At 55.7% G+C, this 12,490-nt stretch carries 10 protein-coding genes; 7 read left to right on the top strand and 3 right to left on the bottom strand.

Annotated elements, in window-relative coordinates:
- The first annotated feature begins 81 nt into the window (after positions 1 to 81).
- Both ABD735_RS01065 and ABD735_RS01070 read left to right on the top strand, forming a co-directional pair.
- On the top strand, positions 82 to 822 hold the full coding sequence (locus ABD735_RS01065; RefSeq protein ID WP_344802400.1) for a VPLPA-CTERM sorting domain-containing protein: 741 nt from the start codon (positions 82 to 84) through the stop codon (positions 820 to 822).
- A 142-nt stretch (positions 823 to 964) separates the two neighbouring features.
- Positions 965 to 1,129 carry a hypothetical protein gene (locus tag ABD735_RS01070; RefSeq protein WP_344802402.1) on the top strand — a complete coding sequence of 55 codons (165 nt, stop codon included), beginning with the start codon at positions 965 to 967 and terminating at the stop codon, positions 1,127 to 1,129.
- 71 nt (positions 1,130 to 1,200) lie between these two features.
- Here ABD735_RS01070 and ABD735_RS01075 read toward each other — a convergent pair whose 3' ends face one another.
- Positions 1,201 to 2,385 (bottom strand): glycosyltransferase, encoded by a 1,185-nt coding sequence (locus ABD735_RS01075; protein ID WP_344802404.1) that lies wholly within the window; start codon positions 2,383 to 2,385, stop codon positions 1,201 to 1,203.
- A gap of 392 nt (positions 2,386 to 2,777) precedes the next feature.
- On the opposite strand from ABD735_RS01075, the gene ABD735_RS01080 reads away from it, so the two are divergent.
- Together ABD735_RS01080 and ABD735_RS01085 are read left to right on the top strand one after the other, a co-directional pair.
- Entirely contained in the window at positions 2,778 to 4,400 is a 1,623-nt protein-coding gene (locus ABD735_RS01080; RefSeq protein WP_344802406.1) for a methyl-accepting chemotaxis protein, read from the top strand.
- Positions 4,363 to 5,193 (top strand): class I SAM-dependent DNA methyltransferase, encoded by an 831-nt coding sequence (locus ABD735_RS01085; protein WP_344802408.1) that lies wholly within the window; start codon positions 4,363 to 4,365, stop codon positions 5,191 to 5,193. The genes ABD735_RS01080 and ABD735_RS01085 overlap by 38 nt, the downstream gene beginning before the upstream one ends.
- Before the next feature lie 2 nt (positions 5,194 to 5,195).
- Here the strand turns inward: ABD735_RS01085 and ABD735_RS01090 are convergent, their stop codons facing one another.
- On the bottom strand, positions 5,196 to 6,266 hold the full coding sequence (locus ABD735_RS01090) for a diguanylate cyclase (RefSeq protein ID WP_344802410.1): 1,071 nt from the start codon (positions 6,264 to 6,266) through the stop codon (positions 5,196 to 5,198).
- A 198-nt stretch (positions 6,267 to 6,464) separates the two neighbouring features.
- Entirely contained in the window at positions 6,465 to 8,885 is a 2,421-nt protein-coding gene (locus ABD735_RS01095; RefSeq protein WP_344802412.1) for a fatty acid cis/trans isomerase, read from the bottom strand.
- Positions 8,886 to 9,048: 163 nt separating this feature from the next.
- Here ABD735_RS01095 and ABD735_RS01100 point away from each other — a divergent pair, with 163 nt between their 5' ends.
- From ABD735_RS01100 to ABD735_RS01110, 3 genes are all read left to right on the top strand, one after another.
- A complete protein-coding gene (locus tag ABD735_RS01100; protein ID WP_344802414.1) occupies positions 9,049 to 10,029 on the top strand; it encodes an ABC transporter ATP-binding protein in 981 nt (326 codons plus the stop codon).
- Positions 10,026 to 10,793: an ABC transporter permease gene (locus ABD735_RS01105; protein WP_344802416.1), complete on the top strand. Its 768-nt coding sequence runs from the start codon at positions 10,026 to 10,028 to the stop codon at positions 10,791 to 10,793. The genes ABD735_RS01100 and ABD735_RS01105 overlap by 4 nt, the downstream gene beginning before the upstream one ends.
- 158 nt (positions 10,794 to 10,951) lie before the next feature.
- Positions 10,952 to 12,490, top strand: coding sequence for a WS/DGAT/MGAT family O-acyltransferase (locus ABD735_RS01110; RefSeq protein WP_344802418.1), 1,539 nt, complete (start codon positions 10,952 to 10,954; stop codon positions 12,488 to 12,490).

The following is a 12,490-nucleotide window of genomic DNA, read 5'->3' on the forward strand; positions in this document are numbered from 1 at the left end:
TTGCCGAGTGTAACGTAATTTTTTTCAAGCGCGCAAGCAAGTGTTCACCGGCTAATACATGAACCTCAGGAGAACATCTCTATGAATAAACACAAGGGACTAATGCAGACAGTAGCAGCCGTGGCACTCACGGTCGGCTTCAGTCTGCCAGCGGCGGCTTTATCCGTCGACTTCACCAAAGCGGCGGACGCCAGTAGCGGAAATGGGTATGGCAACAGTCTGACCTTCGGTAGCATGACTGCTCGCGCTTATGCGGACACTGGCTATTATGGCAAGCTGGAAACGGCCCAACTGCTCCAGTGGAATACCGGTTTGGGCGTCTGCAACCGGGACGAGCGAAAGAACTGTGGGTCCCCACAGCATCAGGTCGACAACTCTCACTCAAAAGACCTCGTCGCTTTCTTCTTCGATTCAGCCGTGAATTTCGATTCGGTGACTATCGATCCTTATGGTAAGTTCGATCGAGACATTTCCTACTGGGTTGGTTCGGTTGGTACCGACTTCAACCTTTCCGGCAATACCTATTCTTCTCTTGAAGCGGTTGGATTTGGATCGCGAACTGATGCGCACTCGACCGTGAGCAACCATGCTCTGACTGTAGGCCTGAGCGGAACCGGAAATGCCTTGTTGGTGTCGGCCTCAATCGCTGGCGGCTACACAGGCAACGACTTTTTCAAGATCTCCGGTCTGAACATCAGTGCAGTCACTGGACCAGATACACCAACACCAGTGCCGCTGCCAGCAGCTGCCTGGCTGATGATGAGTGGCCTGGCCGCATATGGCTGGACGGCTCGCAAGCGTAAGGCAGCTACAGCTGCCTGATCGTAGGTGACAGTTGTGGCCGCTGAAAGGCGGTCACGATTTATTTCGTGTGAATCATCGGAAATGGTGTACTCGAAATGAACGTGAAGGCGTATCCGCCACGTACACAGCGCTAACATCCTCAATTGGAGATAGCCCTGGTATGACCGATAAAGATGAAAAACCCCAGAAAAGCCCCCGCAATAAGGAAGACGAAGAAGAGGTTGATGAAACGGTTGAGGAAACCTTTCCGGCCAGTGATCCCCCTTCCTGGAATCCCGGTACGACCAGTGGTGGCGCTGCCGATAACGACAGCCATAAGAAATAGCCGTGATAGAGTGGCGGGGGAGGCTTTTGTACGATCTCCCGCACAGTTGGTGTCGAAGGGCGATTTCGGACTCAGGTTTCAGCCAATAGCGCTTCAGAGGCGGCGTTGGACCTCGGCAGCTGCTGAGCGGTTTCATCCTCTGTAGCGAGCAGTGACCGGTAACTTTGCAGATAGGCTTTCGCAGCGGAAGCTGTCGTGAAGCGCTTCGATCTGGCCCAAGCGGCTGTTGCAAGATAATGTCGACGCTTTGGACGCGTAATCAGATTATATAGCTTGTCCCTTAATGCATCGACGTCATTAGGGGCGACATAGACCGCAGCATCTCCCCACACTTCCCGAAGATTCTTGATGTCGCCCAATAGCAGTGCACAACCTGCTCTCGCGGCTTCGAGAGCGCCCAGGCCAAGAGGCTCGTAAGCCGTCGGCGCCGCGTAAAGGCTGGCTCGAACAAGCCTGTCCTGCAGTTCGCCCGGCGAAACATGTCCAAGGAAGGTCACCCCTTCGGCGCATCGCTCACTGCTATTCGATGAGGGTGCTTCTCCAGCAACATAGACCGAACAAGCGAGTTCTTTGGAAATAGCTGTAAGTACTGCCAGATGACTGTCCTGCTGCCAGATCGCTCCATCTACGAGTATCGAGACTTCATCGTCTTCGTTTTCAGCTGGCTCCGCCGTTTCGGGTCGGCTGAGGCCGTTATAGATGACCCGGGTTCTTTCCGCAGGGCCATAGTGAGATAGCAAGGAGTGCAGGGCGGCCAGCGTAGGTGCGACGAGCAGACTGGCCTTTTGAATACTGTCGCTGAGCAAGGTCTTATAGCCTGCCCATTGGGGCATTGGGGCGGCTTCATTTTTGGCGGCCGCCCACCAGGACAGAATGCAGAAATGTCCTACCAGCAGAACCGGACATGACCAGGATAATGCGCCATACGCCAGGTGATTGAGGTGAACGAGATCCGGTTTCAGACTCTCGGCGAGCTGCACTAGCCATTGACCGGATGCCTTGATGTCAGGTGGGGAGTCCGATATCCAGCGCACGTCAAATCCACTGTCATGAACCTGAACGTTCGGCAGGGCAGCCAATTGCTCACTTTGCTGCGTTGATAGCGCTTTGCCTATCAAAGCGAGTTCTATGCAGACCGGGTGAGCCTGCAATGCCTCGCAGAGGTCGATAGTATAGGACCAGACTTCGCCCTCGGTATCGGTCGTCATGAGAATGGTTAATGACTGCCGGATATTCCGTTCATGTTCTTGTCTCAAAAGAGGCTTCCTGCGTTGGGAGGATAACTGTACATAACGCTGCGAATAATGTGCCATAACCCTGTCTGGCCTGCTTTTATGGGGCGCAGTCTCGGCAAGGGCCGTATTGACCATCATTCAGTTCGGCTGTCCTGGCCCAAGTTATAGCATTTGATTGATCTGCTTTAAGCTTCTGAAGAGCGTCTTGTAATATATACAAGCATCTGAATTATCTACCGGCTCCTTTTTTGAATTCGAATAGTCGAGTGGGCAGAGTTACCGAAGAAAACATTAAATATTGCCCCTACTCCGGCCCTGTTTTGGGAAGGCTGCTATACCTATAGGACTACTCTTTGTCGTTTTGCGACCATTCAAATGATTCGAGGTAAACTGAAGTGGGCTGGTGGTCAAGATTGGGACTTCGCTGGAAGCTGCAGATCGTGTTTTTCGCGATCACGATGGCGATCACGATATACAACCGGCTGGTAGAGCGCAGCGATCTGCTCTCCATGCTCGCACTGGCAAAGGCTCAGGGCGTTTCCGAGCAGGCCATGAGCGTGCTCAACGCGCGCTTCGACGAGATCATGACCAGTGCGATTATTGGCTCTGGCATAGAATTCATCATTCAGTTTGCGCTTATAGCCCTGCTGGCCAATGTACTGGTCCGACCGCTCAATGGCCTGTTGAAATCACTCAAATCGGTTGAAAAAGGCGATCTCACGAAATCTGTCGACGTGACTTCCGAAGACGAAATCGGCCAGCTGCAGGTTCAGTTCAACAGCATGCTCGATCGCCTGAATGGGCTCTTTTCAAGTATCGACGATTCATCGCTGCATATGGGTCAGTCCGCTTACCAGATCGCGGCTGTCTCTCAGGAGATCGAAACGATCACCAAAACCCAGGAAGCACGTTCGACCGAGGTGAGCGAAGCGACAAGAATGTTGTTCGAAGCGTCCGAGCAGGTGCGCGACCTCAGTGGTAACACGCTTGAAAAAGCCCTGCAGACGGAAGCTCGCGGGGCTGAAGGCGTGAAATCGGTGCAGGGGACGATTGACCGAATGCGTATCATCGGCGACGGCATCAGTAACGCCTCTTCCGAAGTCAATGACCTCAAGGTGGCTGTAGCGACTATTGGACAAATCGTGGCTGCAATTCGATCGATCTCGGAGCAGACGAATCTGCTGGCACTTAACGCGGCCATCGAGGCTGCGCGGGCAGGAGAAAGCGGACGAGGCTTTGCTGTGGTAGCGGATGAAGTGCGAGCCCTGGCGGGCCGTGCCGGTCACTCTGCTGAGGAGGTCTCGAGAATCGTTGGTGATCTCACTGAGCGTGTGGGGTCGGTCGCACAGGTCATGGATGGTGTGGTCGCTGATATGGAAACCAATCGCGAATCCTCTCAAAGAACCATCCATATCATCGAGGCCATGGGGACCGACCTCTCCGAAACCACGGGATTGAACCAGAGGATCAGCCAGGCCTCTACTGTGCAGCTGAATGGCCTTGAGCAGGTGAATGGGACGCTCGCAGCCTTGTTCGAGATGCTGCAGGACAATGCCCGCAAGATTGGCAATACAGCCAATATCGGTGAAGCGCTCTTCACGCTCAATACCAGGCTTCAGAATCAGCTAACTGGCATGAAGTATCGCAAGCCGGAAGAGAGTCAGAAAAAGACTGCCTCCAGCGAGGAGCGACGAACCAATGGTCGCGTCCCGGGTCATCTACTCGTCACAGTCAATGCTGGTGGACACCGTTTTGAAGGGCTTACCCAGGATATCAGCATGACCGGCATCAAGTTGCTCATCAAGAACCGCTTCGAGAAGGGGCAAAAAGTCGAGATGCAAATCCGCTTGCCTAGCAAGGATGTCAACGATTTCTCTCATCAGGCGAGCTGTACTATTTCGGGCCATATCGTCTGGCGCAAGGATGAATCCGGCCGTTTCCAGTACGGCATCCATTTCGTCGATCAGGCAGCCTCCGAACAGGCGAAACTCGCCCAATGTGTCGGTTTCTTCGATAGCGCCAGAGGAGCAGCCTGAGATCAGCAACAGGACGACAGTCGACCGTTCCGCTGATTCGGGGCTCTACGCCGATCTGTCGCGCTATTACGACTGTTTCTGTGCTGACGTGGACTATGCCCAACAGTGTGCCTTTACCGACAGACTCTTCAGGGCCTTCGGCGAGAGCCGGGGACAAGATTTGCTCGACCTCGCCTGCGGCACAGGACAACACCTCAGCCATATGGCGGCGAAAGGTTTCGCCGTAAGCGGATTGGACAACAGTCCCGCGATGCTTGAAGCCGCGGGGCGGCGATGTCCGTCAGCAACACTCATCCTGCAGGATTTGGCAAATTTCGACTTTACCCGGCGTTTCGACCTGATCACCTGTTTCCTGTATTCGATGCATTACAGCCATCCCTCGGCGTCGCTACAACGGACGCTGAGGCTTGCTTTCGAGGCCCTGCGCCCTGGCGGTGTTCTCGTATTCGACCTGGCGGACAAGGCCGGAGTAGCGCAGCGCGACGCCGTCAGCCGGGCCGAGCAGGATGGCGTCCGCTTCGAGTTTCGCTCTGGCTGGCGTTATCGTGGGGAGGGAGAAGATCTCGATCTGCTGGTGTCGATCAACCGTATGGCAGACCCGGCTCGAGGCATTGAAGCCGCGCAGTGGAATGATCGTCACACGATGACAGCTATCGCCATCACTACCGTTGAAGCCTGCATGAAACAGATAGGCTTCGAGGTACGCATACTGGAAAGAGACTTCAGCCTGATGCAGGCATGGACAGGACGTAGCTACAATGTGCTCTTTGCTGGCGTTCGTCCGCTGGCCTGAGCTCAGGCCGCCGGGAGAGAGTCTTCGCCTACGGTTCGGTTCCTTCCATCGTGCTTTGCCTGATATAGCGCCATGTCAGCTCGATGTATGGTGGCATCGACGTCTTCCGTGTCACGGTGCTCTGCCAGGCCGATTGACACGGTGATACGGAAATCCGGGCCTATCTCCGGGAAGCGCAGGTTTTCGATGCTCTGACGAACCCGCTCCGCTTTGACCCGGGCGCCTTCGAGCGGCGTTTGCGGCAGGATGAGCAGAAATTCTTCGCCACCGTAGCGACCGAAGCAGTCTATGCCCCGGAGATCACGACTGGTCGCCAGCGCGACTTCCTTGAGCACGTCGTCACCCGCCTTGTGGCCGTATTCGTCATTGACCTTCTTGAACCAGTCGACGTCCATGATGCAGAGGCTGAACGGCCCGGTACTGCGCTTGCGACGATTGGCTTCCTTGGACAGGACATCGAGGAGATGACGTCGGTTGAAGACGCCGGTGAGCGAGTCCCGGCTGGCAAGTTCACCGATTTTCTCAAGCGCCTCGGCAAGTTCGGTGGTCGCTACGCGCAATTCACCGTTACGTTTTCTCAGCTGGCCCCTCAGGCTATTGATATAGCCACCGATGACGGCAATCTGGGTAGTGACCAGGGCGAGGGCAATGAACTGCATCACTTCGAGTGGGGGATTCAGCAGCGTCGACCCGTCGTACCACAGCATCAACATCGTAATGCCATAAAACAGAAGATAAAACACACCGACGAATAGAAACTGTCGTGTGTTGAGCGCCAGAATTCCATAGAGGGCGGGGACGATGCCCACTAGCAGGAAGACCGCGCGAGCCTGGCCATCGTCCAGCGCATAGACCACCCACAGGGCAGGAATCAGAGACACGATCATCTGGACCGCAGTCATACTGGGATCGCGAAATCTCAGGTTCAGGTCACTGTGAATGAGCCAGAAGAAAACGACGTTGAAGCCAACCATGAAGCCAATGAACTCGAACAGTATTCGGCTCGGCACGAGCGCCTGCGACCAGGCAAAGGTCACGATGCACAGCGTCAGGGTGTAGGACACCACAGACATACCAAGTCGTCGCTTGCGCAGGCGTTGATCCTGGCGGACGAGCTCGGGCGGACGGCGGTTTTGCCTGTTGGCTATGGGAGCAGTGTCGGAAATTTCGTCGGCCCTCTACTGGCAGTCCGGTCAGATGCTTTCAACAAGTCTAGTGTAGACGACATTCTGGAAACTTGATCTGCCGCAAGCTGCCCGCTCGTGAAGCATTTACCGATTTTGAAGGCGATTGAAGTCGAATAGCCCGGCTTCAAGTGGCCGCCTGTGTGCCAGCGATTGATGCAGCGCGTCGCTGAAGGGCCAGAAGCCTTTGTCAGTTCGTCTGATGCCGTAGCGATCGACAAATGCCTCATAGTGATCCTTTGAGTCAATTGCGCCTAAGCGGGTGACGAAATCTTCCACATCTGAAGACTCCACCGAAAATAACGCATTTGGGTAAGCGCCGACGAAGCCCGGCAGAATCATGAGCTGATCTTCTTCAGGTACTCGTCGTTCTTCTTCATTGAAAGGGTGGGCGATATTCAGATGAGCATTGTGATGCAACAGTGAAAACCACTCAGCTTCCTGTACATCTTTGCTCACCACCCGTATGAAGCTGACCTGGGGCATGAACCTGACTGCTCCGCCGTAAACATCGTTTAACTGAGTGAGCGTTGCTTCGATTGATCCGGGCTCGGGGTTTGTCAGCTCGAGGTGTTCTGGTTGCAATGGCAAAAAGAAGCGCTTCAAATCGCCATAAAATTCATGCAGGGGATCGTCCGTCTCGAAGCTCATGCCGGTATCCTCAGACAGAGTTGCGTATCGACCATGGACATAAGCCTTGACGTCTTCGCTGGCACCACGATACCAGTGGTCACGCGCGGCGATACGTGCCTGGGAGGGTAGAAAGGCGAGGAAGTTGAATTCGCCCTCCATTCGCAGAAAATCCATATACAGTCGTGTACTCAGTTGATGACCGACATTGCCGTACACGTCAAACCCGGCCACCAGCAAATAATGTATGCGCTCCAGCAAGGGATAGGTGATGACCCAGGCTGTCTGGGGTGCCGTACCGGCCAGCCCCTTGATCACCGTTGCACTGTCTTCGTGGCGAAAAATGGTCAGTGTTGCATTCTGATTGAAGCCGTCACCCTTCCACAGGTAGTCCAGGTTGATCGGCTCCTTGCGGGTTACCCGGTCGATGACGGCAACCTTTTTCTTCAGATAGGCCTGCTCCATGTCGGCAAACTTCCCCCAGGCCAACAGACCGGCATCGCTTTCGTCCTCGGCTGGCAAGCGCAGGTGGTCGCGCGCGTCAGCAATGAAGTCGGCATCTTCAGCCAAGGCAGAAAAGCGTGGATCGGCGAAGGCTACCCAGAAGTAATCGTTGATGACATTCAGGGCCACCTGACCACGGCATACTGGCCCCTTGATATAGCCCGAGATAGTGTAGTGCGCTTCTTCGAGCATGAACCGGTAACGTGCCAGCTGCGGGAGAGCGGCAAAAGTCACGAAAGGATTCGACGCTGTTTCAGGATCATAGCCGGGCAGCTTGCTGACCTCATAGTCGACCTCGAAAAAAAGATTGTGCCAGTGCTGCATTCGCTGGTCATTCAGCGCGTATGGCATGTGGGTCTTGACCAGCACCGTACTATCTTCGGGCACAAGCCGATAATAGACACGATCGACGCCGGGATCATCGTAGGGCCGGCGGCTGGGAAGGCGTTCGACCGGCTGGCCCGGGGGCGTGGCTGAGCGAATCAACTTGAAGAAGCGGTTCGGTGCCTTGCTCATGGTGCCGGCCTGTTCTTCGCGTTCGCCGAAATACAGCGACGCCAAGAACAGATGCTCATACATGTAGCGACTGCTGAGCTGACCTTTCAGGCTGTCCTGATTGAAAAAGGCTTCCCATCGGTCGCGCTGTGCGGCTGTAGCCTGGTCCACTGCTGGCCGTTGCGGATGTGGCGCGCCATTCTTCACCCACTGCAGCACAGTCTCATGCTCAGCAGGTGTCAATGCAGGCAGTCCGTAGGGCATGCCTGACTTGGGGTATTCCGATGCATAGTCATCGAATTCTTCAATGGTGGGGCACTCGTGAGCGGCATTGAGCCCGAGTCTGATCTCTGGCGGTAGCAATTTCCCTTCTCCGCCCGGGTGTCGCTGCTTCAAGAGCAACATCTGCGCGAGCACACTGAGCCTGATATTGGCGTCTGAATCTGCCGTGCGCTCGTTGAGCACTGGAAAAAAACCTTCCTGTCGCCACTCGCTCGTCAGTCGCGGGGCATCGATGAGATTTGTAATACGGGCAGGACTCAGCCTTGTGCCATCGTAAACGGGCGTCTTCACGGCGCCTCTGGCAATACCGTCCCAGCGACTCATGTTCAGCTGACATGGTGAATCCAGGCAGCCATGACAGACGACACAGCGCGTTTCCAACACCCGTTCGGCGGCCTGCCATACCTCAGGCCTGGACGCGTCGTCTGCTGTGGAAGCGCTCGCTAGCTGCGGCTCAGTGGTTACAAACTGCGCAGCGGCAGCATCGAATGTCTCAGCATCGGCCGGGCCATACTGCTCGTCGAACTGGCGGGCCTGCCAGACACTGCAGCCAAAAATGAGGCTCAGGATGACGGCCAGAGTGATGCGCTTGAACATGGGGTATGCCTCATGGGGTCAACAGAGCGGTGGCAGAGAGTCAGATGGCGAATGCAGGTCAATTGACCTGGCAGTCCATTTTAGCCGATTCAGCTGCAAGCGTCTCGATCGCTTTGGCCGGGCGCGGCGTACTACAGCTTGGCATCCTCTTCATGCATGTGAGATGGTGGCCGCTCCCGTATTCAGCCGGACATTTCATTTGAGTTCAACGCCAGTCATTTCTATTAACGGTCTGACCAAGACCTATCAATCCGGCCATCACGCCCTCAGCGCGATAGACCTGGAAATACAGCAGGGTGAGATCTTTGCTCTGCTTGGACCCAATGGAGCGGGGAAGACGACGCTCATCAGTATCATCTGTGGCATCGTCACCCGCAGCGCTGGAAGTGTGGCCGTCGCAGGCTACGATATCGAGCGGGACTATCGCGTTACTCGCGCCATGATTGGCCTGGTGCCGCAGGAGCTGACCACTGACGCTTTCGAGTCAGTGTGGGATACCGTCTCGCTCAGCCGTGGCATGTTCGGCCATCCGCCCAATCGCCAGCACATAGAAAAAATACTCAGACAATTGAGCCTTTGGGACAAGCGCAAGAATCAGATCATGACCCTTTCCGGAGGCATGAAGCGCAGGGTCATGATCGCCAAGGCCCTGTCCCATGAGCCGCGCATCCTGTTTCTGGACGAGCCAACGGCAGGGGTGGACGTCAACCTGCGTCGTGACATGTGGCAGATCGTCAAGGACCTGCGTGACGATGGCGTGACCATTATACTGACTACCCATTACATCGAAGAGGCCGAAGAGATGGCAGACAGAATCGGCGTGATCCGCAGCGGTGAACTGATTCTGGTCGAAGACAAGGTGGCGCTCATGAGTCAGCTGGGGCGTAAGCAGCTCATCATTCAGCTCGATCAGGTCTTGACCCAGGTGCCAGCCGAACTGGCGGCCTGGTCCCTGACGCTGAATGAAGCGGGTACGGAACTGCATTATGGTTTCGGCGCTAGCCCCGGTCAGGCGGCTGGCACTGATGGCATCGGTGTGCTGCTCAAACAGCTCGAGTCGCTGGGCATCGTATACACCGATCTGACCACACGGCAGCGTTCGCTCGAGGAAATATTCGTGAATCTCGTCGAGGCTGAAGCATGAAGGCAAACTGGCATGGCGTCTGGGCGATTTACAGGTTCGAGATGCTCAGGGCGCGACGAACCTTTCTGCAAAGCCTGGTTGCACCGGTCATCACTACAGCGCTGTATTTCGTAGTCTTCGGCGCCGCCATTGGCTCCCGCATGCAGGCAGTAGGCGGAGTGGAGTACGGCGCTTTCATTGTTCCAGGTCTGATCATGCTTTCGCTGTTTACGCAGAGCCTTTCGTATGCCTCCTTTGGCATCTATTTTCCGAAATTCACCGGGACAATCTATGAATTGCTGTCGGCGCCGCTCTCGCCCTTCGAGATCGTGCTGGCCTACGTGGGTGCAGCGGCCACCAAGGCCATCGTGCTAGGGTCCATCATATTGGCAACGGCAACCCTGTTCGTCGATGTGCAGATCATGCACCCCGGCTGGATGGTCTTCTTCCTCGTGATGACGGCTGTGACCTTCAGCCTGTTCGGGTTCATCATTGGCATCTGGGCGACGAACTTCGAGCAGCTGCAATTTGTGCCGATGCTGATCGTGACGCCACTGACGTTTCTCGGGGGCGCTTTCTACTCCATCGATATGTTGCCGTCCCAATGGCAGGCATTCAGCCTCTTCAATCCGGCGGTCTATCTTATCAGTGGCTTTCGCTGGAGTTTCTATGGTGAAGGCGATGTGAGCATTGGCATCAGTATTGGCGTCGCACTGTTTTTCCTGGTCCTGTGCATAGGTGTTGTTTCGTGGATGTTTCGGACGGGATACCGCCTGAAAAGCTGACACTTCGGCAATGGATGCTTTTGCACAACGCGAGTGTTCCAGCTGTGACTCAGCCCGCACTATTAAACCAGGTCAACATCCGCAAAGCAGCGCGAAGACTGTTATCATGGGGCCCTTGTGAGACGGCCCTGGAAAAGGGCTGCGAATAGCATATGGGAATGACAATGAAAAGAATGGGTACACTGGACGCATCCTGGCTGGCGGTCGAGTCCGACGATACGCCTATGCATGTTGGCAACATGCAGATATTTTCACTGCCCGAAGGTGCAGGGGATACCTTCCTTCGAGACATGCTGGCCCGCATGAAAGCCGATTTCGAAATAGCACCGCCCTGGTGTTCCAAGCTGGCGCATCCGAGTCTGCTTGGGCGTGTCATCGCGCCGGGCTGGGTAACTGACGAGAATATCGATCTTGACTATCACGTTCGCCATTCAGCGCTGCCAAGCCCTGGCAGTGAGCGCGAACTCGGTATACTGGTATCGAGACTGCATTCGAACCCGCTGGATTTCAAACGTCCACTGTGGGAGTGTCACATCATCGAGGGCCTCGAGAACAACCGCTTCGCCCTGTATACCAAAATGCATCACTGTGTGATTGACGGCATCAGCGGCGTGCGCCTGTTACAGCGGGTGCTGACTACCGACCCGAACGAGACGAATATGCTGCCACCCTGGTCAGTGAGGCCCCAAAGTACACGGGGTAGCAAGACTGACCGGGAGCCGAGCATGCCTGCGGCCTTCTCGCAGGCGATGGAGGCCCTCAAACTGCAGGCCGATATGGCACCGCGACTGGCCGGTGCGCTAACGAGGGTGGTGAAATCCGTTCGGCATCCGGAGGATGGCCTGACAGCGCCTTTTTCCGGCCCAAACTCGGTACTCAACCGACGTGTGACTGGACAGCGCCGTTTCGCAACCCAGCATTATCAGTTGAGCAGGTTGAAGAAGTTGAGCAAGAACAGCGGCAGCTCGCTGAACGATATCGTGCTCTATCTCTGCGGCACGGCATTGCGACGCTTTCTCATCGAACAGAACAATTTGCCGGACGAGCCGCTGACAGCCGGAATACCGGTCAATATCCGACCGGCCGACGACACTGGCATGGGCACAGCGATCAGCTTCATGATCGCGAACCTGGCCACCGATGTAGCCGATCCGATGTCGCGTCTCGAGGCTATCAGATATTCGACACTGCAGGCGAAGGAACATCTCCAAAAGCTCCCTAGGGCGGCGCTCAACCAGTACACGATGCTGCTGATGTCACCATATATCCTGCAGCTCATGTCCGGACTCGGTGGACGCATGAGGCCGGTTTTCAACGTCACCATTTCAAATGTGCCTGGTCCGGAACAGACCCTGTATTACGAAGGTGCCAAACTGGAAGCCATGTATCCGGTGTCTCTGATAGCTCATGGCGGTGCGCTCAATGTCACCTGTCTCAGCTATGACGGATCACTCAACTTCGGTTTCACCGGCTGCCGCGACACCTTGCCGAGCATGCAGAAGCTCGCGGTATACACTGGTGAGGCGCTCGAGGAGCTCGAGGTACTGCTCAACGCTGGTGCTACGGCTTCAAGGCGGAGTGCGATGAAGCGAGCGCCCCGAAAGGCGGCGCCCCGCAAGCGTTCGGTCAGGGCCATCAAGGCTACCAAGGGGGTCGGAAGCGCCGCCTCAGGATCTGCTGGCAAGCGGGGAGCGTGA

Source organism: Allohahella marinimesophila (genome assembly GCF_039538005.1).
GTDB lineage: Bacteria > Pseudomonadota > Gammaproteobacteria > Pseudomonadales > Oleiphilaceae > Allohahella > Allohahella marinimesophila.